This window comes from Nostoc sp. JL23, from assembly GCF_017115065.1.
In the GTDB taxonomy this organism is placed as follows: domain Bacteria; phylum Cyanobacteriota; class Cyanobacteriia; order Cyanobacteriales; family Nostocaceae; genus Nostoc; species Nostoc punctiforme_A.
This window is the reverse complement of record NZ_JABXKN010000075.1, coordinates 1-23731: the sequence shown is the minus strand read 5'-3', so window position 1 is coordinate 23731 and position 23731 is coordinate 1. Positions and strand designations below refer to the sequence as shown.

The 23731-nt window shown below is 41.7% G+C and carries 20 protein-coding genes and 3 pseudogenes; 10 read left to right on the top strand and 13 right to left on the bottom strand.

The features are described 5' to 3' along the window. Positions 1 to 867 (bottom strand): annotated as a pseudogene (locus HWQ42_RS15820) (hypothetical protein); the annotation flags it as partial. Between the two features lie 74 nt (positions 868 to 941). Here HWQ42_RS15820 and HWQ42_RS15815 point away from each other — a divergent pair. Continuing rightward, a pseudogene (locus HWQ42_RS15815) lies at positions 942 to 1358 on the top strand (IS4 family transposase); the annotation flags it as partial. Here the strand turns inward: HWQ42_RS15815 and HWQ42_RS15810 are convergent. The 4 genes and pseudogenes from HWQ42_RS15810 to HWQ42_RS15795 form a co-directional block, all read right to left on the bottom strand. Continuing rightward, on the bottom strand, positions 1355 to 1690 hold the full coding sequence (locus tag HWQ42_RS15810; RefSeq protein WP_292813623.1) for a restriction endonuclease subunit S: 336 nt from the start codon (positions 1688 to 1690) through the stop codon (positions 1355 to 1357). The pseudogene HWQ42_RS15815 and the gene HWQ42_RS15810 sit on opposite strands and share 4 nt — an antisense overlap. 168 nt (positions 1691 to 1858) lie before the next feature. Beyond that, positions 1859 to 2158, bottom strand: a complete 300-nt coding sequence (locus HWQ42_RS15805; RefSeq protein ID WP_292813620.1) for a type II toxin-antitoxin system RelE/ParE family toxin — start codon at positions 2156 to 2158, stop codon at positions 1859 to 1861. Then, the gene (locus HWQ42_RS15800) at positions 2155 to 2421 is read right to left on the bottom strand and encodes a type II toxin-antitoxin system ParD family antitoxin (protein WP_251958411.1); all 267 of its coding nucleotides are present in this window, start codon (positions 2419 to 2421) and stop codon (positions 2155 to 2157) included. The genes HWQ42_RS15805 and HWQ42_RS15800 overlap by 4 nt, the downstream gene beginning before the upstream one ends. A gap of 31 nt (positions 2422 to 2452) precedes the next feature. Continuing rightward, positions 2453 to 4012: pseudogene (locus HWQ42_RS15795) on the bottom strand (N-6 DNA methylase). Positions 4013 to 4484: 472 nt separating this feature from the next. Between HWQ42_RS15795 and HWQ42_RS15790 the strand changes: the two are divergent. Then, positions 4485 to 5453: a hypothetical protein gene (locus HWQ42_RS15790; RefSeq protein WP_292813616.1), complete on the top strand. Its 969-nt coding sequence runs from the start codon at positions 4485 to 4487 to the stop codon at positions 5451 to 5453. A 267-nt stretch (positions 5454 to 5720) separates the two neighbouring features. Here the strand turns inward: HWQ42_RS15790 and HWQ42_RS15785 are convergent, their stop codons facing one another. Next, entirely contained in the window at positions 5721 to 5846 is a 126-nt protein-coding gene (locus HWQ42_RS15785; RefSeq protein ID WP_292813613.1) for a hypothetical protein, read from the bottom strand. Positions 5847 to 5919: 73 nt separating this feature from the next. Between HWQ42_RS15785 and HWQ42_RS15780 the strand changes: the two genes are divergently transcribed. Next, positions 5920 to 6081, top strand: coding sequence for a hypothetical protein (locus HWQ42_RS15780; RefSeq protein WP_292813611.1), 162 nt, complete (start codon positions 5920 to 5922; stop codon positions 6079 to 6081). Between the two features lie 158 nt (positions 6082 to 6239). On the opposite strand, the gene HWQ42_RS15775 is transcribed toward HWQ42_RS15780, so the two are convergent. Next, positions 6240 to 6548, bottom strand: coding sequence for a hypothetical protein (locus HWQ42_RS15775; RefSeq protein WP_292813608.1), 309 nt, complete (start codon positions 6546 to 6548; stop codon positions 6240 to 6242). A gap of 452 nt (positions 6549 to 7000) precedes the next feature. On the opposite strand from HWQ42_RS15775, the gene HWQ42_RS15770 reads away from it, so the two are divergent. Continuing rightward, on the top strand, positions 7001 to 7861 hold the full coding sequence (locus HWQ42_RS15770) for an alpha/beta fold hydrolase (protein ID WP_292813606.1): 861 nt from the start codon (positions 7001 to 7003) through the stop codon (positions 7859 to 7861). A gap of 158 nt (positions 7862 to 8019) precedes the next feature. Here the strand turns inward: HWQ42_RS15770 and HWQ42_RS15765 are convergent, their stop codons facing one another. The 3 genes from HWQ42_RS15765 to HWQ42_RS15755 form a co-directional block, all read right to left on the bottom strand. After that, positions 8020 to 8193 (bottom strand): hypothetical protein, encoded by a 174-nt coding sequence (locus HWQ42_RS15765; protein ID WP_292813603.1) that lies wholly within the window; start codon positions 8191 to 8193, stop codon positions 8020 to 8022. Positions 8194 to 8264: 71 nt separating this feature from the next. Beyond that, positions 8265 to 8603 (bottom strand): hypothetical protein, encoded by a 339-nt coding sequence (locus HWQ42_RS15760; protein ID WP_289798597.1) that lies wholly within the window; start codon positions 8601 to 8603, stop codon positions 8265 to 8267. 141 nt (positions 8604 to 8744) lie between these two features. Next, positions 8745 to 11270 carry a cyclic nucleotide-binding domain-containing protein gene (locus HWQ42_RS15755; protein WP_292739868.1) on the bottom strand — a complete coding sequence of 842 codons (2526 nt, stop codon included), beginning with the start codon at positions 11268 to 11270 and terminating at the stop codon, positions 8745 to 8747. A 339-nt stretch (positions 11271 to 11609) separates the two neighbouring features. Here HWQ42_RS15755 and HWQ42_RS15750 point away from each other — a divergent pair, with 339 nt between their 5' ends. From HWQ42_RS15750 to HWQ42_RS15730, 5 genes are all read left to right on the top strand, one after another. After that, positions 11610 to 11822 (top strand): hypothetical protein, encoded by a 213-nt coding sequence (locus HWQ42_RS15750; protein WP_292813600.1) that lies wholly within the window; start codon positions 11610 to 11612, stop codon positions 11820 to 11822. Positions 11823 to 12198: 376 nt separating this feature from the next. Continuing rightward, the gene (locus HWQ42_RS15745) at positions 12199 to 12960 is read left to right on the top strand and encodes a PPC domain-containing protein (protein ID WP_292813597.1); all 762 of its coding nucleotides are present in this window, start codon (positions 12199 to 12201) and stop codon (positions 12958 to 12960) included. A gap of 1847 nt (positions 12961 to 14807) precedes the next feature. After that, on the top strand, positions 14808 to 15566 hold the full coding sequence (locus HWQ42_RS15740) for a PPC domain-containing protein (RefSeq protein ID WP_292813595.1): 759 nt from the start codon (positions 14808 to 14810) through the stop codon (positions 15564 to 15566). A gap of 236 nt (positions 15567 to 15802) precedes the next feature. Next, complete coding sequence (locus HWQ42_RS15735) at positions 15803 to 16624, top strand: peptidylprolyl isomerase (RefSeq protein WP_292813592.1); 822 nt, start codon at positions 15803 to 15805, stop codon at positions 16622 to 16624. 26 nt (positions 16625 to 16650) lie between these two features. After that, positions 16651 to 19590, top strand: coding sequence for a peptidase domain-containing ABC transporter (locus HWQ42_RS15730; RefSeq protein ID WP_292813629.1), 2940 nt, complete (start codon positions 16651 to 16653; stop codon positions 19588 to 19590). Positions 19591 to 19673: 83 nt separating this feature from the next. Here the strand turns inward: HWQ42_RS15730 and HWQ42_RS15725 are convergent, their stop codons facing one another. Continuing rightward, on the bottom strand, positions 19674 to 19898 hold the full coding sequence (locus tag HWQ42_RS15725; RefSeq protein WP_292813589.1) for a hypothetical protein: 225 nt from the start codon (positions 19896 to 19898) through the stop codon (positions 19674 to 19676). 96 nt (positions 19899 to 19994) lie between these two features. On the opposite strand from HWQ42_RS15725, the gene HWQ42_RS15720 reads away from it, so the two are divergent. Then, positions 19995 to 21497 (top strand): HlyD family efflux transporter periplasmic adaptor subunit, encoded by a 1503-nt coding sequence (locus tag HWQ42_RS15720; RefSeq protein WP_292813587.1) that lies wholly within the window; start codon positions 19995 to 19997, stop codon positions 21495 to 21497. Positions 21498 to 21563: 66 nt separating this feature from the next. On the opposite strand, the gene HWQ42_RS15715 is transcribed toward HWQ42_RS15720, so the two are convergent. Together HWQ42_RS15715 and HWQ42_RS15710 are read right to left on the bottom strand one after the other, a co-directional pair. After that, positions 21564 to 22160 carry a Uma2 family endonuclease gene (locus HWQ42_RS15715; RefSeq protein ID WP_292813584.1) on the bottom strand — a complete coding sequence of 199 codons (597 nt, stop codon included), beginning with the start codon at positions 22158 to 22160 and terminating at the stop codon, positions 21564 to 21566. A gap of 209 nt (positions 22161 to 22369) precedes the next feature. Continuing rightward, positions 22370 to 23182, bottom strand: a complete 813-nt coding sequence (locus HWQ42_RS15710; RefSeq protein ID WP_292813583.1) for a class I SAM-dependent methyltransferase — start codon at positions 23180 to 23182, stop codon at positions 22370 to 22372. Between the last annotated feature and the right edge of the window lie 549 nt (positions 23183 to 23731).

Here is a 23731-nt window from a genome sequence, read left to right as displayed (position 1 = left end):
TTGCAACACCTTTAACACGCTCAAACGGTCTTTGTTTCGTGTCGTCTGATAAATTGTATATAAAGGGTTACAAATTACATTCGTTGTATGGTTGACTCCAGCAACACGCGCACCTGTTTGGTCAAAATGCTGCCAGGGACTACTTGCTAGACCCTGGGAACATACTTCTTGATACTCTGCAACAAAAACTTCTTGATTTTTGATTAACAAATTCGATAGATATCCCGCACTCATCGAAATACCAATATCTGATAAAAATTCTAAAAGCTTACCTTGAGTCATATTGCCGCCATAATACAGGCTCATTACTAAGGCTTTTATTCCCGGACCGAATTCTCCGTCGTAACCAAATGGTAGGGGTGCTAAATAAGTTTTTCCTGTTTGCGGTGAGTAGTATTTTTGTTTGCGGAATAATACATTGTCTGTTTTGAGTAGAATGTCTTGGATTATTACTTCTTCTCTTCGAGACGCTCCGCGAACATAACCCTTAAATTCTGCATCTGGGGGTAGTTTTTCTTTGGGGTAAGTAACTATCTGTTCTCGATCTACTTTTATAGTCTCGTTTTTACTTCTTTTATGATGTCTGGCAGGAGTTTTTCGCTCTTTTTCTGATGAGTGGTCGTTTTTAAACCCTTTCTTCTTATTGGCTTTGATGTCTGGTTTACCTTCTTCGCCCTTGAGACGGTTGTTTTCGTCCCGCAGTTTCTGGTTTTCTGACTGTAGCTTTTTGATTTCTACTTGTTGCTGCTCTATCAAGTTGAGTAATATTTCTACTGTCCGACGCATTGATTCATCTGCAATCTCTTTGGTGTCTATGGTTTGCAGCACTTCAGATACTAATTTCTCAGCAGATGGTTTTTGCGTCATGTGTCATATTTTATAACGCCGTATGTACCAATCTACATTCCGATTTTTTCTTTCTACCCCGATTTACCGAGCAGATACCTAATTTAGATGATTTAGACTCGGCGATTATTGCTTATAAACAGCGTTTTGATATTGAAGAGATGTTTAGAGATTTTAAAAGCGGTGGTTATAACTTAGAAGATACTAATGTATCAGGTCAACGGCTAATTTCTCTAATATTATTAATCTCACTTGCCTATACAGCTGCAACTATATCTGGTCAAAGAATTAAACGCATGGGTCTTCAAAAATATGTTGGACGAATTAAAGAATCTAAGCGGATTGTTCGACGACATAGTAGTTTTTATATTGGGTTATATGGCCATAATTGGGTCAATTTCACAGAAAGTTCCTATGAGTTAGTCACCGAATTATTGAGATTAAGTCCTAATAAGCGTAAGTACTACCAACAAGGACAGAGAGCTATGAGGCTTATTCTATCTGCATCCTAGCCCTTTTTGTCCCTCCGTAAGATACTGTTTAGTTGCTGGTTGGTAAAACACGTTTGACTTGTGAGGCACATCTTCTTACCAATTGTGCCAATACAAACAACGCATATAGAATTTTTAGGTAGTACCTTGAGTTTTTGATATTCATATCCTGCATCAGATAATGTGATTTCAGTATCAAAAATATATCTTTGATTTTCCGTAATATCAGAAGGTTTTATAAAAAGATACTTACCCCCAAAATATTGTTGATTAACTGTTGGTGGTGTTGTGCCTGTGATAATTTTTCCTAAATCTTTGATTTTGATTGTCTGAGTTAATTGTGTTTTTTTCATAAATATTTAAATATTTTATTTTTAATTAATCTCTTCATTACTAGGTTGCTTTGAAGAAAGGTAGTTTTGTAGGATGTGTTATGCCGAAGGCTAACGCACCATCATAAATTTTCGGTGCGTTCAAACTAAAGTTTATAATGCACCCTACCAGAACTCAAACTCGAAAATTTATTCCTCATCTTCAAACAAAGACTCCAAATCTCGATTACCACTCACCACACGCAAAATTTCCACCCCATCATCAAGAACTTGATAAAGAATTACATATCCATCTAGGGGTAAACCACGCAATGAAGCTTTAATATGAGCATAACTACGTCCCATGCTGGGGAAGTTGGCTAAATTTTGGCACTTTTTATTAAATTCTCTAAATAACTTTTCTCCTGCTTCCAAATTTCTTGCGAGAAAGTAATCAGCAATTTCGTTTAAATCTCGACTTGCAGATGGTGCGATAATGTAATTACTCATTCCTGACCCTCACGCGCTTTTTGGAATCTGTCGAGTATTTGCATTACTACAGTCTCACCATCTAAACCTTCCCCACGCTCAAGTTCTGCAATTGCAACATCAACTTTTTGCCGAGTTTCTTCTACCCATTCCTGATACTCCTTATCTGATTCTTCCAGCAATTTCAATGCTTTACTAATCACTTCCTCAGCATTTGCATATCTACCTGTAGCAAGTTGCGCTTGAATAAATTGCTCGATTTCTGGTTTAAGTGTGATATTCATAACTATTACCTCAGCTAAAAGAATGGATGCATTAACTTTGTTCTAACAACTTCGCCACATTCTCTGCAATTCTCTCCTCTAATTCCCTCGCTTCCAGATTCAAAACTTCCAATTCTTCATTCAACTCTTCCAACTTCTCAGCAAAAACAAAATCATCCACTACCCGTTCCGCAACACCCACATAACGTCCAGGGTTTAAACTCCATCCCTGCGCTGCGATTTCTTCCAAAGTTGCTACCTTACAAAGTCCAGGTACATCAATATATTGCCCTTGGGGGAATTTCTCCGCCAGCAATCCTTGACTACCATTGGTTATCTCTACTGCTTCACCCCTGTACAACCTGACAATATTCGCTAAAAATTCAATCTGTTCTCCACTAAACTCTCTATGTGCGCGGTCAATTTGACGGTAAATGTGCCTAGCATCCAGAAATAATACCTTATCTCTGCGGATAGTATCTGCTTTCCCCTTATCCAAAAACCACAGGGTACAGGGTAAAGTAACAGTGTAGAAAAAATTAGAACCGACAGCAATCATAACATCCACTGCATGAGATTGGATAAGTTTCTGCCGAATTTCTAATTCAGTACCTCGCGCATCACTGGCAGAATTAGCCATGACAAATCCTGCTCTACCTATTTTATTTAATGCACTCCAGAAAAAATGAATCCATAGGTAATTAGCATTATCTGCTTTAGGCATTCCAAATTTGCTAACACGCGGATCTCCCTTGATTTTTTCTTTATCCACCTTATCCACATTAAAAGGTGGATTTGCCATCACAAAGTCAAATTTATCTACTGACTCGTGAACATCTTCATAATAAGTATTGCTCTGGCGTATATCCCCTGCAAGTCCATGTACAGCTAAGTTCATCTTGCATAAGCGGACAGTTTAACCTACTTTCTCCTGCCTATAAATACTAATTTCTGTGCTGGGGTTCTTCTTGTGTCTTTCTACAAAAGATGCACTTTGAACAAACATACCACCACTTCCACAAGCAGGGTCATAAATTCGTCCATGATATGGTTCAATTACTTCTACAATCAGTTTTACTACAGAAATAGGGGTAAAGAATTCTCCCCTCTTCTGTCCCTCAGTCATCGCAAATTTACCCAGGAAGTATTCATAAATCTTCCCGAAAGCATCACCTGATAAATCTGTTCCTAATTCGACTTTGTTAAAGTTTTTCAGCAAGTCAAATAGCAGATCGTTTTCGAGGCGATTATAAGTTTTGGGCAGAATATCCTTTAATTCTTCATTCTCTGCTTCAATGGCACGCATGGCATCATTGATTGCCTTGCCAATATCTGCTCCTCCTGGTAAATTCAACAGTGTGGAGAATCTGGCAGCATCAGGCAAGTACATTACACCCTTTGCTTGGTAGTCTGCTTTGGTAATTCCTCGTCTTCTACTAACTGTATTTTTCAGTTCCTCCTCAGCATGGGTAAATTTCCAGTCAGCGTAGCGGAGGAAGATTAATCCCAGTACCGGGATGGAATACTCACTGGACTTTAGCTTGGAGTTAGCGCGTAACTCATCTGCTGCTTCCCATAAACGTTTTTCTAGATCAGTAGTGTTAGCAGGCATAGTCAGACATCAGATTACCAAATCTACTCATCATAGGATAGTTTGTGTGTTACCTACCACTCGGTGAGCTACCAAGTTGAGCAGAAATTGCGAGATGATCACACCTCGTACACAAAATGGGCGATCACCTTTTTTGATTTCAGACAGAATTATATTGTGTGCGATCGCACCAAGGAGAAATGCCAAAGAGCGATCGCGACAGTGATGCTATTGGATGCGAGTAGGGTGACTTGGAAAAGCTGAATATAGGGGGAAGTTTTAGGCAGTGCTAGACAGGAATTTTCGCAAAATCCCTACCTAGCTTTACGGATAACAACACTAATTCCCCTATTTCAAGTTAGTAATCAAAATATTACAGTACATGGGTACTAAACTAAATACTTGTAGACATATTTACACAATGGAACAAAAAATGAATTGGCAAAATACCGTCATGGAAATTATGGGGATAGCATTAATTGGTTAATCACATATGAGTTCATTAGTATTTGAGCTACAGACAGATGCGCTTAACTCTTCGGTTTCTGTGTTGAGTTTACTTCGTAAAGCTTTAGTAGTAGCAAAAAAATTGGGTATTCAAGAATTTGAGAATTGGATAGAACTAGAGCTAAATGGTTACACTGAAGTAAAATCTATACCTAACTATCGTTTTGTCCAAGCACAACTTAGGGGATTGAATCCTTTTCATGGATGGCAGCCTATTGTAGCAGACGACACCTACATTTTAGAGCTTTTCAAAGCTATATGTAATCGTCCAGTTACTCAACCAATTAGTGAGCTACTTGCCTTAATTCAAAATACAGGCAGTAATAATGGATTAAAACTTATCTTATCTCCCGAAATAGAGTCATCATTAATAATGAGTACAGGTCTAGAGGTTCCTGTAAAAATAAGCATTGGTAGTGCCAGCATACAAAGAATTGTGGATACTGTAATAGATATTATACTACGTTGGGCATTGCAATTAGAAAAAGATGGAATTATAGGAGAGGGAATAAGCTTTTCTCCACAAGAAAAAGCTATAGCATCCAATCATAGTTACCACATTTTTATTGAGAATTTCGTAGGAGATAAATCTATGTCGAATACACAAAATAATGATTTTCGTGGTGCAAATCTTGGTGGTGGTGTTGCCGGACGCGACTACACAGGAGATATTGTAAACAATAATGTAGATAAAAATTTAGCTGAAGCTGCCGCAGAAATTCAACAATTACTCGAACAATTGGACAAATCCTACCCCACTAACACTACTACTGAAAAAATGACAGCAGCATCCGAAGCTATCAGGCGCATAGAAAACAATTCTGAACTACATCGAAAAATCATTAGTGCGTTAAAAGCAGGTAGTACACAAGCTATATCACAATTGCTCAATCATCCATTAGCTACTTTTATAATCGCTGCATTTGAAGATTGGCAAAGCAACAAGGATGGTTAAATAAAAATTACTGATTTGATAATTGAGGTTTTTTTACTAGCACGTAACCTTCTCTTATAAACCCATACTTACCATACCAATTCGTCAATTCTTCTTTTATATTTTTTGATTTTAGGCAGAATTATGTTGTGTGCGATGTGCGATCGCACTAAGGAGAAATACCAGAGTATGATCTGCGATCGCAGTTTCTGTGTTAGCAACTAAATATCAAGCATTTTCAGGGGATATTGCTAGTTTTTACAACAATTTCAATACATCGCCCAGTTTTTAGGGAATAGAATTTGCGATCGCAGAACAAAAAATAGAACCGAGTCGTCCCTCTGCTGAGTTGAAGGTTGAAAACTCAGTTTCTCGTGATGAAGACAAAGCAAATAATAAAGGTGAAAGTTCCACCGCAGCTGTCCTCAGTACTGAAAAATGGTCGCAAGAGGCTATTGTTACTCGATCTAAAGTGCGGCCGGAGCGTATGCAAAAACTCAAAGTGGCGGAAAATTCTGGGCAGAATCCTGGGTTTGAGTACTTGCTTCAGTGTTGGGATGATCCGGCTTTGCAAATTGTGATTAAAAAGTTGCTGGCGAAGTTTCCCAAGTGGGGGTTTACGATAGTGGATGGTGATTTAAAGACTTGAGTTTGGACTAATTGGCATTTAGCAGCAATGAATAGAAGGCAAGAGAAAGTTACTCAACTTCTTTTAAAGGCTGAGTTAAGTTGAATCGTTGAAAAAGAAGTAGAAACTAAGCAGCAGTTAGGTCAACTTTCTTAAGCGATTTTTCGGTTTTCGGTTTTTTAGATGGGTGTTTTTTGACAGTGGGATAATGGGGGACGGGGAGATGGCTGATGCCCTTGGGCGCAACCTGGTGATTTACCGCGAGTTTTAGCAGGTTGAGCAGGAGTGCCAATGGCAGCTAAAATTTCTCCCGTTCTTGTATGCAGAAAACAGCACAACAGCATTAAGCTCCAAGGCATCAATTCCACAAATCTGGTATAGCTGACTAAGTTAGGAAACGCCTCTCGCCAACTAGGTAGTACGTGTAATGTATAAAATTCCTTAAAGGTTCGATAACCACTGCCATGAAAGGCTATAACTATTGTCATTACTTCTGATATACACATCCGTGACTTACTGCGACGTTCTCCTGTCGTTGTCGGTAGTTGTGGTATTTGCTGCCATAAGTTTTCCCACTGCTTACAAAAGTCATCTAATCTAGATTACAGAATATTTGGTAAAGAACTGGGGTAAAAATGTAAGGTAACGTGAGTTCGATGAACCTCTCCCTCCCAGCCTCCCTCTCCGAAACGGAAAGGGAGGAGAAACGAAAAATTAAGCTTTTTGCTCCCCTCTCCGCGTCGGAGAGGGGCTGGGGGAGAGGTCAAATAAGACTTGTCGAACTCACGTTAAGGTAGAGGTTTTTACCCCAATAAGGATTACTGGGGTAAAGCTAGGGTAAATTGGAAGGATAAAGGTTTGTACCCCAGTTAATTACCCTACAAAGCAATTGTGTTAATCAGAAAATACGGTGATCTGATAATTTTATACAATCCCGAAAATGCGAGCGAAAATACGAGATACAGAGATTTTCTTTGATGTGGAAGGTTCTGCATTAGTAGTGGATGGCGCGAGCATCTGCTCTAAACTTGTCGCCTTTCTAATTCACGGGGGGCCTGGTGCTGATCATACTTCCTTCAAACCAACCTTCTCGGCTTTAAGCCGAAAACTTCAACTAGTATATTTTGACCATCGCGGTCAAGGAAGGTCTGCCCGTGGGTCTAAAGAAACCTATACTCTAGACAATAATGTTGAAGATATGGAAGCGTTGCGCCAACACCTTGGTCTGGACAAAATCGTTGTGATTGGCGGTTCTTACGGTGGTATGGTGGCTCTGACTTATGCAGTCCGCTATCCTCAAAATGTCTCTCATTTGATTGTGATTGCCACCGCAGCCCATAGTGGCTTTTTAGAACGGGCTAAGGAAATCCTCGCATCAAAAGGAACTGAAGAACAAAAAGCAAGCGCTCAACGCCTTTGGGATGGGAATTTTGAAAATGAGGAACAGTTAAGACAGTATTTTCAAGTGTTGGGATCAATGTATTCGCTAAAATATAATCCCACCACCTCAGCCATTGCTTGGCAGCGGAATATTCTCTCAGTTGATGCGATTAATGTTGCTTTTGGCGGTTTCCTCCGCAACTACAATATTCTTGACCAGTTATACAAAATTACTGCACCTACTTTAGTTATTGCAGGTCGGCATGACTGGATTTGCGCCCCAGAATTTTCTGAAGAAATTGCTCAGGCAATTCCTAATGCAGATTTGAGAATTTTTGAGAATAGCAGTCATTTGATCCGCGCAGATGAGCCAGAAGCACTTTTGGATGCGATCGCGGGTTTCTTGGTTTACCAGTCGTGATGCGTAAAGCCACCTGCCTTTTGGCGGCGGGTGCGATTCGTTCACTCATCCGTGAATATTTCTATTCATTTCGAGTGAACGAATCGCACCTCCCGAATTGAATTCGGGGGATGTATGTCAATTCGTTATGTCCGTCATCAAGGGCAGCAACGATAACGTTAATCTGCCACGCTTCTGGCTTCGGCTTCGGTTGTTCTTTTACACTCACTCAAGGCAGGACAAGGAAGATAGTCAACAGCAGGAACAAGGAAAAAAGGCGATCGCTTTGTAATTTGGTGTAGATGGTTAGGCATGGTTGAAGCCAATTTGTAATGACGCTCTCTACGAGACACGAATACTCGCTAACACTCCGCTAACGTCATCAGCTACGCGCCAGCGAGTTGAGCCGATCAAATCGCCACATTCAAAGTTCAATTAGCTTGAATCCCCAAGGTTTGAGAGCGGCTAAAGCTATTTCTTCTTTTACACCCTCATAAGCCTCCCATTCCAACGGGTGTTCTTTTGGATGTCCGTCGCCGACATTCCCTGCAACTTTAATTATTGGACAATTGGCGATGCGATCGCGCTCCAACCCTCTTGGAATTGCTAGTTCGATTTTATGCCCGATAAACTTCGCTGTACTATCATTAGCTACAGATTCACGGATTAAACAAATATCACCAGCAGTCCCCCAAGTCGTTTGGTATATGTGGAGGAATGATATATAAGTTGCTGGTTTGATGGATCTTTTTAGAACGTGCATTATTTGTAATCCTTACACTATGAGTCAAAAATCATAAATCATACAAGTATTTTCTATCACGTTCGTAGGGAAGAATGTTCTTTACTCACATTTTGCACCTAGCCCAGGCGATTAGAAACCGCCTGGTGGAGGATGTGAAGCTTAAAAAACGATAATTGCCCACATACTAACTCCCAAAGCGATCGCTGCTAAGTGTTGCAAAAGGAGCGATCGAACTGGTTGCTTGGCAATTTTTTGCGTTAATAACATAGTCATCAACACGGAGAAAATTATCGTTGTACCTTGCAAAAAGGCAATTACAGCCGGGTGAGCAACCAATATTGGCAATTGCTCACCACTCAAACCAAGAGTAGCAAAGCTTACAGGTAAAATCCGCCCGCCTTCACTTAAGCCCAAACGTAGATAGTGAGCTAAGTTTCCTCCCAAAACTAATGGTAGGTAACTATATGCAAGTTCTACAAATTTTCGAGGCTTACGGTTAGCGTTGAACAGTTGGAGCAAGCGATAAGCCACGTAGATAAAAGCCGTTGGGATAATTAACACTAGCAGCGATAATCCCAAGTGCTGCCAAAAATCAGTTAAATCGAGTTGCAGCCCTAACCAAGATTGCAATTCTGGTAAGCGATGTAGATATATACCACCCAACAGCAAAAACAATAATGCTACTTCATAGGTGCGGGGTACATGAGTTGTCCAGAGTTCAATTCCAGGGGGACGCAAGTTGAACTCAACGGAACGATGAGGACAGGCTTTTAGACAAGTCATGCATAGTACGCAATCTCGGTTATCTTCTAACTGCGCTGGGTGTGAGTATAAAGGACATCCATTAGTTTCCAACCCTTCGCCCTTTTGTGGCCCACCTTTATAGCACTGATAGGTGGTGCAACTGGCAGAACAGATACCTTGTTGTGCCCGGAGTTCCGTCATTGAAAGTTTGGCAAATAAACCATTCATCCCGCCGATGGGACAGAGATAACGACACCAAAATCGCCGCTCAAAAATGGCAGAGAAAATCATTGCCCCGGCGGTAATTAACAGCAGCAAACAAGCACTAAGGTAAGCTGTATTTTCTAAATGCCAGAGTTCTTCCCAAAGGAAAATTAGGGTGAACAAACCAAACATGAACCATCCGCCCCATTTTTCAGCTTCCTGTCTCGGCCAACGCTTGAGTTTTCGAGGCCACAGCCACAGAGATAACTTTTGGGTAATTTCGCCGTAAATCATAAAGGGACAAACAGAACACCAGATGCGTCCCAAAAAGGGAAAGAGAAATAAGAAGAAAGGCCACCACCAAGCCCAAAATAGATTTAAGACGAAATTGCGATCGCGGGTTTGCGGCCCAATAAATAATATTGCAACAATAATCGCAAAAGCCGTTGCAGTAAAACCATAATTAATGCGATCGGGCCACCAGTCACTACGTAAAAACCGCCGTAAAGCAGGATAGGCATTTAACAGATTCACCCGAAATCGTTTTTTCTTAGTTTCGGCTGGCCAGAAAATTTCTTCTGTTAATTCATTCGCACCCTCAGCTTGCACGATCGCTCTTTCTACCAGATTTTTCAATTCCTTGAGGTTGCCAGGAAAATCATAAGACTGGAGGCGACGCAAAGCTTCTGGGGTAATATGCGGTTTAGAAACGCCTCTAGAGCGAGTGTAAAGACTGGTATAATATTCGACTTGTGTCTGAATATCAGCTTTCCGCACCCGTAGCGGTGGTACTTTAATAATGTGACCAACAGAACGTTCAACTGTCGGCTGAGTTTTTTCTGAAACAATGAGAATTCTGGCTTTACTGGGACGAGCTTCGGCTACTGGGTCTCCAGAACGACTGACGGGTGTATATGTAGCAGTTTTGAGCAACTCCGTCACGGCAGGTAATAATTCTTCGGGCAATTCTTGGATGTTGTTGAGAACTAGAGTACCTTCCCCCAACCATTCCAACAGCCCTGGTTTGCCGCCAGCGCGACCAAATAAATCTGCGCCGCTAGTTTGGAGAATACCACAATTTACTTTAATAATTGGTTCTCGTCGTTTGGGAGAGCCAAAGTGGATCAGGGCTGCTATATTGTCTTTTTCTAACCCTGGTTCTCCAAAAATATCCACAGATTTGCGGTCAGCAGCCGCTTCTCGAATTTGCTCCCGCAGCCGCACAGCATAGCGACTGGTACCGACAATTCCCCGTTGCGCCTTGGTAACTAAATATGGGCGCAAGGCAATAGAACGTTCTTGTTCATAGCCAAGTGCAGATGTTACCTGAGCTAATTCTTGAGCCAATTGGCGCGAAAAAGCCTGAGCAATTTCGGGGTATTGAGTGACTAATTCCCGAAATTTAGCAGCAGGTACAACCCACAAGTGACATTCGGTTACTGTAGTAATTGTGAATGGAGTTAATTCTTCCAACAGCAATTCTTTGAGTTCAATCACTGCACCGGGGAGAAATCCACAAGCTAAAGCTGGGTTGCTTTGATTGGTGGTATTGCTTTCGAGTTGACCTTCTACAAGAATATAAAGGGCTTCTGGAGAATTACCTTCACTAACTAAGTCAGTTTCGGCGGGTACAACTTGTTCTTCAATTACTTGAGCGATCGCATTTAATACTTCAGGTGAGAGAATTCCTAAAGTCGTGCGTTCTTGTAGCCATATAACCGTTTCTGGAGATGTCATATTTAGTTCTCCCTGTAGGCTGCTGTATAACAAGAATTATCCCTGAAAGGGTATGTCAAAATATCTATATTCAGTGGTTGTGCATTAATACACAATGTGCAGTAGACTTTTTGCATAAATCACAAAATTTGAACCCCACCCCGCCAAAGTTACGCTTTGTCTCCCCTCCCCAAGCTGGTTACGGTGTATACACAAGTCCTTCTCACCCCTCTAACTCTCCCAATTGGGCTACGGTGTACACAAAAGTCTGACACTCGTCGCCTCGGCGTGTTTGCAAATATTTGTCAGCGATTCTTGCACAATGCGGAATAAAGCCGTATTTACTTCTGTTGGTAAAGTGTGCGGTACATCAATTTTACAGGACGTTTCAATACCTGTGGTTTGCTGAAAATCTGTCAGCAGCTTTTAATGGCTGATTTGAGAGATTGCCCTTGCCAAGGATTTGAACGCAAAACCGAAAGCGATCGCTTAGAGTCAATTACCATCGCTCGGAAACTACTTGGCAAGATTGGGTTGAAGCTGCTCTCCCAGGTAAAGGTTAGAGAATGCTGATAGATTTTACGTCACTGCACAGTACTGTCTGCCTTCTTTGTATCTGTTTGCCCTAGATAAGACTTTTTATGACTAAATAATACAAAGCATTTGAAATTTACTTTCAAAGACCTAACTATTGAGGTCTTTTTCATGCTGTGTTTCTTGAAGAAACAGTTTAATTTAGACTCATGGTTAAACAACAGGTTTTGAACGCGGCAAGCACAAAACCAAACAGCTAAGGCTCTATTGAAGATAATTAATAATATTTATTTTCATCAAACTCTAAGCTGCCCAATTCCAGTAAATGTAACTTCAAATAGAAAGTTTACATCTGTGCAAACCACAACTTACCTGAATTTGACCAAATCACAATCAGCACTTAAAGGACAAAAAAATGGGATTTTCCAATCTTGGTACACTCGGTAGCGCCCCTGTTGTTAAGAATAACTTTGGTTTAGTTACATCCGATCCCACGGATGTCTTCCAGTTCAAAATCACCAGTGGTAAAAATATCAACCTGTCTTTAACAAACATTAGTGCAGGAGATGATGCCGACCTCAGGCTGTTTCGAGATGCTAACAATAACGGCGTACTAGACAGCTTTGACCGAAATGCTGGACTTGTTTCCAATCGGGGAAGCAACCAAGATGAGGCGATTAACTTTAAAACTAGCTCAGGTACTTTTTTTGCCGAAGTATCTCGCTTTAGCACTAGTGTGGGCGGTGTTAGTTACAATCTAGCCTTGTCTGCAACTGAACCTTCTGGAAGTTTTCCGCTTTCAGCTAGTTTCAGTAACCTTCTACCGAAGGAATTTGTACTTGGTAACTTATCAGCTGATGTCACCCGTACAGGTAACGTCAGTAACACCAATACTACTGATGTTTACAACTTCTCTTTGGGATTTTTTGAGGGTGTCAACATTAAATTGGACGGACTGAACGGCGATGCTGACATCCGGCTGATTCGGGACTCTAACAACAATCGCATCGTTGATGCTGGTGAGGAAGTTGCACGCTCTACTAGTGGAGGTACTGCGTCAGACCTTATTTCCAACACTACCTTATCTGGTGACTACTTCTTGCAAGTCACTCAGTTCTCTAGCTCTAATTACACTGTGACTTTCGACCACTTCACCACCCCCTTTGCTTTAGTTTAGGCATCGACAGTGGTGAGTAGTACTTGAAAGTTTTGTACGGCAATGCTTTCAAGGGTATGCAAATGATGTAAGCGGCAAAGAATTCTATCTGAACTTTGCCGCTTTTATTCCAGACTTTAGACAAAAAAATTACATCAGACTTAACTAAAGTGGACTGAGCAACGATGCTGATATCCAACTAATTCGAGACTTTAAATTGCAATCGAGGAAATTGCCTGTTCTATTAAGAGCGGTATTACCTCAGATATTATTTCCAATATTAATAATGCTGGTAAATACTTTCTACAAGTCGAGCAATTCAAAGATAGCACTAACTACACTTTGACTTTTAACTAGTTCACCACCCCCGTTTGCTTAAATCTAGGCATCGGGAGTGGTGAGTAGTTTTTGAAAGTATTGTACGGCAATGCTTTCAAGGGTATGCAAATGATGCAAGTGGCAGAAAGTTATACCTGAACTTTACCGCTTCATTGCATAAATTATAGCTGCATCGATCAAATATTTCAACACAATTGATGTTAAAGATTTTTTAAGCTTTCTTTGGGGAAGGGATTTAGGCACAGATGTATGTCTGTGAGGTTCTATCGCCGATTCATTTCACTTTGCCCGATGGGCTGATGAGTGAAGTGTAACAAGTGAGGAGTGAAAACTTATAAATTAGCGATCGCTTAAAGACTACTAGAAACATCCAGTTAACCATAAGAAACCTCTGAATTGCCAGAGGTTTTTTCGTATCAATCTATACAAGTTTTTTAATGTGGCAAAAGTTTGCCAAAGCGATCGCTTGACGCAAGCTTTCACTTGCTTCTTCACATATCCAAGGCTAACGCACTCAGATTCCCCAACCCTCTTAAAAAGTTGGCTCTAGAAATTATCCCCTTAAAAAGCTACAGTGTACACGCAAGTCTCTTGATGCATCGACCTGCAATGCTTATACATCGACCTGCAATGCCAATGCATCGACCTGCAATGCTTATACATCGACCTGCAATGCCAATGCATTGACCTGCAATGCTTATGCATCGACCTGCAATGCCAATGCATCGACCTGCAATGCTTATACATCGACCTGCAATGCCAATGCATTGACCTGCAATGCTTATGCATCGACCTGCAATGCCAATGCATCGACCTGCAATGCTTATACATCGACCTGCAATGCCAATGCATCGACCTGCAATGCCAATGCATCAACCTGCAATGCTTATAAAAATTAACTCACTCTACGTTACGCAGCAACTCTAAAAGACTTGTGTATACACAGTAGCCTTTTTAAGCCCTGCTCGGAGGAATCTAAGTTTTAGGCTTTAGTGCGTAAGTCTTAGGTGATTTCCGACAAAGAAAATACCTGTGTTAGCGAGTTTCGACAACTCTTGGAGACGCTACGCAAACGCTCAACTCTCGATCTATCAGTTGGTTGAGCGAAGTCGAAACCAACGGCATCGGTATATTTATTCTTGTAAATCACCTTAACATCTCTTATTTCATCAAACTCATTCTCGATTACGCCAATGGTGAGGAGTCATAAGACTTTTTATGACTAAACAATACAAAGCACTTGAAAATTACTTTCACAAACACCTAACTATAGAAGTCTTTTTCATGCTGTGTTTATTGAAAAAACAGCTTAATTTAGATTCATGGTTAAACAACAGGTTCTGAACACGGTAAGCACAAAATCAAACAGCTAAGGCTCTATTGAAAATAATAAATAATATTTATTTTCATCAAACTCTAAGCCATTACATTCCAGTAAATATCGATTTAAATCGAAGATTTACATCTGTGCAAACCACAACTAAATCTGAACTTGACCACATCACAATCAACATCTAAAGGACAAAAAAATGGCACTTTTCGATCTTGGTACACTCGGTAGCACTCCTGTTGTTAAGAATAACTTTGATTTAACTACATCTGATACCACGGATGTCTTTCAGTTCAAAACCATCAGTGGCAAAAATATCAACCTGTCTCTCACAGATATCAGCGCGGGTGATGATGCCGATATCCGGCTGTTTAAGGATTCTAACCTTAACGGTGTATTGGATGACTTCGACCGAAAAGTTGGAATTGTTTCCAATCACGGAAGCAACCAAGATGAGGCGATTAACTTTAAAACTAGCCCAGGTACTTTTTTTGCGGAAGTATCTCGCTTTGCTCCAGGTAGTTCAGGCAATGTCAGTTACAATTTAGCCTTATCTGCGACTGAACCTTCGGGAACTTTTCCGATTTCAGCCAGTTCCAGCAACCTTCTACCTAGAGAATTTGTACTCGGTCACTTGTCAGGTAATGTCACTCGTACAGGTAACGTCAATAACCAGAACACTACCGATGTTTACAGCTTCTCTTTGGGATTCCGTGAAGGTGTTGACATCAGATTGGAAGGATTAAGCACCGATGCTGATATCCGGGTGATTCGAGACTCTAACAACAATCGTATCGTCGATGCAGGTGAGGTAATTGCCAGCTCTAATAATGGAGGTATTACTTCAGAACTGATTTCCAACATTAGTGTACGTGGTGACTACTTCTTGCAGGTAACTGAATTCACTGGCGACACTAACTACAACGTGACTTTTAATCAGTTCTCTGTCCCTGCTTAAGTTTAGGCATTAGCAGTGGTGAGTAGTACTTGAAAGTTTTGTACGGCAATGCTTTCAAGAGTATGCAAATGATGCAAGCGGTACAAATCCATACCTGAACTTTACCGCTTGCATTTCTCAATTTATCTCTGCACGGCTCATATCGTGTCCGGTTAAAGACTTATCATTAAGACTGCAAGGGGGCAGGGAGCAGGGAGCAGGGGGAGAAAGACTTTTCAAGTTTTTGCACAAATATTATGAATAAAACATTACAACTAGGCGATGTCTACGACGGGCGTAGCGGCAGCGCCATCTTACCGCCAGAAATTATCCCCTTTTTAGTGAGTTACAATCTAATCCCGCAAGTGTTATCTCAGAGCATTATTGAATTAGCGATGTCTACGACGGGCTACGCCAACGCACCAATTATCTGCACACAAGCCGAAACAACTCAGGCTCTACAGCAATTTTATCAGCATTGGGATTTAAACAGCGAAGAAAAAATCCAAGATTGGTGTTTACGTTATGGTTTAACTCAAGAACAATTAGAACTTTTCGCCACCCGCAAGCTGAGAGTCGAAAAGTTCAAGCAAATAACTTGGGGACATCAATTAGAATCTTACTTCCTTAAATACAAAAGACATTTTGATAAAGTCATTTATTCTTTAATTCGGACTGAAAATAGAGGAACTGCTAACGAGCTATTCTTCCGAATTACAGAAGGAGAACAATCATTTTCGGAACTAGCTCGTGAATATTCTCAAGGGCCAGAAGCTGATACAAATGGCATCATCGGCCCAGTAGAGCTTGGTACGATCGCTCCCAATTTTGCTCAGTTACTTTGCACAAGTCAAGTAGGTATAGTTCAACCACCCGTACTCTTTGGAGACTCATGGATAATTGTCCGCGTGGAAAAGCTTATAACTGCCCAGTTGGACGATTTTATGCGCCAACGATTGCTGCAAGAGAATTTTGAAACTTGGTTTCAACAGCAACTAAGTCAACTATCACCAGAAGAAAAAGCCTGGATGGGAATCAACACCAAACCAGCACAGGTTCAAGAAGCGAAGGCTGCTTAAAAATTATAAAAATCGGGTGCAAGATGATGACAAATACAACCGTTGATATTCAAGAATATATTGCCGATCTATTTCCTTTTAATTATCTGCCACCAAATGTTTTAGAAAATTTGCTCAACAAAGTGCAATATTGTCGTTATCGCATCGGGCAGGTAATAGTAACCAAGGAAGCTATGCCCAATTGGATTAGCATTATCTACCAAGGACAAGCACGTTTATTAACCTACAATTCCCAAGGACAAAATCCGGCGACACTGAAGTTACTCTCACCAGGAGAGGTTTTGGGTTGGGTAAGTTATATGCGGGGTATTGCTTGTGAAACTGCGATCGCTTCTACTGAAGTTATCGCTATTAATCTACCTATTGCTGGTTTTCTAACTTTACTCAAGCAGGAAGAGGCTTTTGTCCACGCCTTGCAAAATGAGATTACTCTGTTAGAAGTGCATGAACTGCTCACTGAAGAACTCAGCCGTCGCGCAGATGGTCGCAGGAATTTAGTTAAGCTTGCCCAAGCTGCAACTGAAGTTGCGATTATCCAAACAATTCCTGCACGCAAATTCCGCCAGCAGTTAGATTCAGAATTTTTGTGGTTAGTCAGCAGTAATCTCGATCCTGAGTTCCCTGTGGGGAGTCGCCTAGAGTTGGATGAACTCAATCCCAAGCTGAAATTTAATACAAATATGCGTCTGGTGGGATTGCCCAAATCAATACTTGGAGAAAATCTCGCTTCTCCTACACCAAAAACACTCTTACCCGCAGAGATTCCCTACGCCTCAGAAATTACTGTCACAGAAGCACCAGCAGTTAAGGGTAAACAAAAGAAGTTTCCTTATATTAAAGGTAGAGGGCCGCTGGATGCAACACTAGCTTGCTTCCAGATGTTGAGCCAATACTTTAACATCTCCTGGCGTCGAGATACATTGCAGCGGGTGTTGACAAAGCAGCACGAACAGAAAGGTATTATATCTCTGCAATTTTGCGCTGCTGCTGCTGAGTTGATGGGGTTGACAACACAGATGGTAAAAGTTCCCGCCGCCGCAGTCGGACGCTTGCAATTACCAGTAATGATTTCTTGGCAAGATAGTTTTGCAATTATTTACAAAAATAGCGATCGAGAGTTACTCATTGCCGTTCCAGAAATGGGACTACTACGCTACAAATTACGAGACTTTGCGGAGAACTGGGGGGCTGAAGGAGAAGTCCTGCTGCTGCAAACCACTAAAAATACTCCCAAGGCGCGGTTTAGTTTAAGTTGGTTTGTACCCTCACTGCGGCGCTATCGCAAGGTGTTAATTGAAGTACTAATTGCTTCCATTGTTATTCAACTGTTTGGGCTGGTAAATCCCCTCGCCACACAGGTGATTATTGATAAAGTACTGGTTGGTAACAGTCCCGATACCCTGGAAGTTTTTGGCATCTTTTTGCTAGTAGTAGCAGTCATCGAAGCAATACTCACCAGTATCCGCACTCATTTATTTACAGATACCACTAACCGAATTGACCTCGCCCTTGGTTCTGAGGTGATTAATCACCTGTTGCGTCTGCCATTATCTTACTTTGAACGCCGTCCTGTGGGAGAATTGGCAACGCGAATTCACGAACTAGAAAATATTCGCTCTTTTTTGACTGGTACAGCTTTAACTGTGGTGATGGATGCTGTATTTTCAGTGGTCTACATTGTAGTAATGGCGATTTATAGCCCAGTCTTGACCTTGGTAGCTTTGGCAACAGTACCGTTGTTTGGCTTGCTCAACTTGATGGTATCACCTGTGATGCGCCGACAATTGCAAGAAAAAGCTGAGTGCAATGCCGAGACGCAATCTTATTTAGTGGAAGTGATGGGGGAAATGCAGACAGTCAAGGCGCAAAATTTAGAAATGCGATCGCGTTGGCAATGGCAAGAACGCTATGCTCGTTACATCAGCGCTGGTTTCAAAACAGTCTCTACCCAAACTACTGCCGGTTCTGTTAGCAGTTTTCTCAACAAGTTTTCCAGTATGTTAGTGCTGTGGGTGGGAGCTTTTCTCGTCCTTAATCAGCACCTAACCTTGGGACAACTCATCGCTTTCCGCATCCTAGCTGGTTATGTCACCAGTCCCTTGTTACGCCTGATGCAACTTTGGCAGAATTTCCAAGAAACCGCCTTATCTCTGCAACGCCTTGCTGATATTTTAGACACTCCCCAAGAAACAGAAATCGGCAACTGTCAAAATATTCTTATGCCCAGTATTCAAGGTAGTGTCAGATTTGAAAATCTCAGCTTCAGTTTCTCGGAACATGGGCCGATGCAACTGTGCAATATTAACTTAGATTTTCCGGCTGGCTCCTTTGTGGGAATTGTTGGTCAAAGCGGTTCTGGTAAAAGTACACTGCTAAAATTATTACCCCGACTTTATGAACCCAAGTCCGGCAAAATCTTGATTGATGGCTATGATATCAGCAAAGTAGAACTCTATTCCTTACGCCGTCAGATTGGTATGGTGTTACAAGATACCCTCTTGTTTGATGGCACAATCCGCGAAAACATTGCCTTGGGATATCCTGATGCTAGCGATGAAGAAGTTATTAATGCCGCCAAGGTAGCGTTTGCCCACGACTTTATTATGTCTCTGTCCAGTGGTTATAACACCCGCGTCGGCGAGCGAGGTTCGGGATTATCTGGGGGACAACGCCAACGAGTAGCGATCGCTCGTACTGTCTTGCAAAACCCGCAATTACTGATTCTTGATGAAGCTACCAGTGCTTTAGATTACAATGCCGAAGCCCAAGTTTGCCTTAACTTGGCGAGAACCTTTCAAAGTAAAACAGTGTTTTTCATTACTCACCGCCTCAGCACAATTCGCAATGCCAATATTATTCTGATGATGGATCAAGGTGCTGTAGTAGAACAGGGAACTCATGAAGAATTGATGGCGCTCAAAGGTTATTACTACTGCTTATATCAGCAACAGGAAACGCAAGTTTAGTGCTGAGTGCTGAGTTAGGAGTTAAGAGTTAGGAGTCAGGAGGAAATATTATTGCTTCAAGCTCAGAACTCGGAACTTCGACTTCAGAACTCGGAAGTTGAGGCTTTGAACTCGGAAGTTGAGCCTTTTTGCTTGAACGTTGACCTTTTGAACTCGGAAGTTGAGCCTTTTTGCTTGAACGTTGAGGCTTTGAACTCGGAAGTTGCGCCTTTTTGCTTGAACGTTGAGGCTTTGAACTCGGAAGTTGCACCTTTTTGCTTGAACGTTGAGGCTTTGAACTCGGAAATTGCACCTTTTTGCTTGAACATTGAGCTTCTGAACTTGGAACTTTAACCTTAGCACTCCTAATTCAGCACTCAACACTCCCCAATCCCCAATCCCCAGTCCCCAGTCCCCATTCCCCAATGAATATTCAATATAAATTCGATCAACCAGTACTTTTACAACAGACTCCTACTTGGTCACGAGCGATCGCTTGGACTATTATCGGAGTTAGCACCTTCACCGTAATCTGGGCTTCAGTCTTCCAAATTGATGAATCAATTCATGCTACTGGCAAGTTAGAACCACAGGGTGCAGTCAAAGAAATTCAGGCTCCGATTCATGGTGTTGTCAACGAGATTCTAGTCAAAGATGGTCAGCGAGTCAAAAAAGGTGAAACACTCGTTACCCTAGAAAAAACTTCTTCTGAGGCGGAGCTAACTTCATTAAAGCAAAGTCGCGCGGCTCAATTGCTGGCGAAACAGGCGTTAGAGCAAGAAAATGATTTCTATCGCCGTCAGCTTCAAGGGAACATATCACTACAAGAAGTGGCGCAGCAAACTGCTCTGTTAAAAATTAAACCAGAATTAGCCTTCTTGACCAAAAGCCGAGCAGCGATTATTGCCGAAAACAGGTTGTATCGCACACAGTTAAACGGTGCGACTGCTGGAAGTTTTCTCACAAGAGAGCAACAGTTACGCTTGCGAAATCGCCAAATAGAATTAGAATCGCGTTTAGCCACAGCTAATTTAGAAACAGGACAGACGCAACAGCAATTTTTTCAGACTCAGGCGGAGTTAAGTAGCGCTAAAGAGTTGCTGACAATTAATCAACAAATTCTCCACAAGTTTGAACCTTTAGCACAGCAGGGGGCTATCTCCCAGGTGCAATACTTGAAACAACAGCAGGATGTCAGCAGCAAACAAGCAGAAGTAATCCGATTGAATCGGGAACAGCAGCGATTAGAATTAGCGATCGCACAATCAAATCAAAAATTTCGCAATACTGCGGCTGTGTCTCAAGAAGACTTACTAGCCAAAATTACAGATAATGACAAAAACATTGCCGAAATTGACAGCCAATTAACTAAGGTAATTGTAGATAATCAGAAACGACTGTATGAAATTAATAGCCAGATTGGAGAGATTGATAGTAAATGGGTTCAGGCAGAACAAACCCTGAAATATCAAAAAATTACCGCACCCGTAGATGGAACCGTCTTTGAACTCAAAGCCAAAACAGCCGGATTTGTAATTAATTCCAGCGAACCGCTCCTAAAACTTGTTCCTAGTGACAACTTGGTTGCTAATGTATACATCACCAACCGCGATATCGGCTTTGTCAAAGAAGGGCAACAAGTGGATGTGAGAATTGATTCCTTTCCCTTCCAAGAGTATGGCGATATCAAAGGCGAACTAATTGAGATTGGCTCTGATGCCTTACCTCCAGACCAAGTTTATAATTTCTGGCGTTTTTCCGCAAAAGTCCGCCTACATGGGCAAAAGTTACTGATTAATCAGCGTCAAATTCCATTGCAATCAGGGATGTCCATTGATGCTAATGTGAAATTGCGTCAGCGCACAATTATGAGTATCTTCACTGATTTCTTAGTGCAAAAGACTGAAAGCCTAAAGTCTCTGCGCTGAACAAAATCTTTTTTAACAGCAGTTTTCAAGCGTAAAACCCAGCATCCCATAAGTATGTGCGATCGCCTATTTCTGGAGCGCCTCTTGAAAAGTCTTGATCGCCTCTACGTGATTCACCATATTCATGCAACGTAACAACAAATCCAGATCGATTCCTTTCACCTCTTCACTACTAGAAACCTTTTCATAGTGAAGTGTATTGCCTTCTCCCCGCAGATGATAGACTTCTAACACACCATCTTCCCAAAACCACACTTCCTTGATCTTCAACCGCTTGTATGCATCCAGTTTGTTGATGCCGCCACTGGAAAACACCACCTCGATCGCCAGATCGGGTAGCATCCGACCAGGAGCAAGTTTATAAGATTCATCCGCCTCTCGCTTGACAGCGACTGTCTCACTTTCCAGAGTCATTGAGCCAGTTGGAGTAAAGTCGAACCCTGCCATGAGCAGATAAAGCTCCAATAATCCAGCAATCCTCTTTTTAACGGTTTCGTGTGGTTCTCCAGGCATTCGTCGTATTTCCAGAATTCCATTCAGAAAAGAGAGCCGATATCCTGGACGGTCTAACAATTGCTCAACTGCTTTGAACTCTCTCCAGGTCATTCCCTCAAACAGAAGAGGTGATTCTTTTTTTGGTGTTGCTATCGTTGCTGGGGTCATTTGAGTCTCCAGTTTGTTTCCAGATTAGAAATAATCAGGTTTGGAGGGCGATCGGGCGGTCGTTTCATTATTCTACTTGCATTGAGAGATGCGATCGCGATCAATAGAAATTCCTGCGTTTCTTGGGTTACAGAACCTTTACATCACAATCTTTTCTTCAAGTTTGAAACTTGTTTGATCGGGACTGCCTTAAAGCGCTTGTTTTATCCTCACATTTCTAGCTTCCGGCCAACCATATACCACAAACCCACGGCATAGCGGATGTAATTGAGTTCTGTAAAACCTGCTTTCGCAAACTCGTACTCGAAGTTGAAATGGATAAAGTCATCCAACCACGGTTCTTGAAAAGAAGCACTCAGGGCATATTCACCACGATAAGTATCAGCGTATAGTACCCAACCACCGGGTTTGGTGATGCGGTACATCTCCTTAAGAATCTTAGGCGTCCACTCTTTAGGTGTCTCGTGAAAGAGTAGTGATGATGTGACAAGATCGAAGGAGTTGTCATGGTAGCCAGTATTACGGGCGTCCACCTGCTCGAATTTAGCTCGCTCGCTAAATCCAGCCTTGTTAAACTTGTGCTGACTAATCACCAGCATATAAGGTGAAACATCAGTAACGCGAAAAGTGGCCTGTGGAAACCGCTGCGCCAGGGCTAACGCTCCACCAGCCGTACCTGCACCAAGCTCTAGCACTGTTTCAATTTGAGCGTCTTGAGGAATTAGTTCAGCCATGTTCTCGCGCAACTGCTGACAACTAACATTGTGGCTCATGGGAATAATCGCATCCATAGCAGCATCCCAGGCTAAACACGACTGAGGGTTGGTATAGGAATCAGTTGACCCATGAATGGGAGCGTGGATATAGTCAGGGTAATATTCATGCTCGGTATGGTAGCCTTTAAGTTCTTCCGCCCAATTAATTGAGGCATATTCCTGCATTACTGAGGGCATCGCTGCGGTAACGCGTTGAATTACCTCAGTTCGATAGGCTTGTTTTTTTTCTGCATTCCATCTCGGCATAAATTATCTCCTACTTACACTCGTTACTGGTGTTCCTAGATTTCAATCTGATAACGATAAATAAACTGCAAATACTATAGAGCAATACTTCAGGCAGTTTTGAATTAAGCCAATCCACAAGAAAGCTATCGATCTTTTCGGGTGATAATTAGAACAAACAAGCACCGGAACGATAGCTATATGTAAATTGTACAGAGTCTGCTAGAAAAAATGGGTGGGTTTGGGCAAACCACAGATGAAGGCGTTCATAAAAGAATATTGTCATCTCTAACAATCAATCTACCAATGCGCCAAGACAGTTTACTCTAGGCAAGACACAAGGAACCAGACGATCCAAGTGTTGCAGTTTATTTCAAAATCAAAGATAAAAACTATGTTTTGTGTTGCGTAGGCACTGAGCAGATGTCGTCAGATATCGCCCGCTAAAAGTAAGGGATAATCTCACAGCAGATGGATTGCACATTAATGAAGCTAACTGTTTAAATTTAAGTAAATAGGACTTACGCATTGACAGAATAACAAAATAGTGAATTGATGAATATAGGTCGT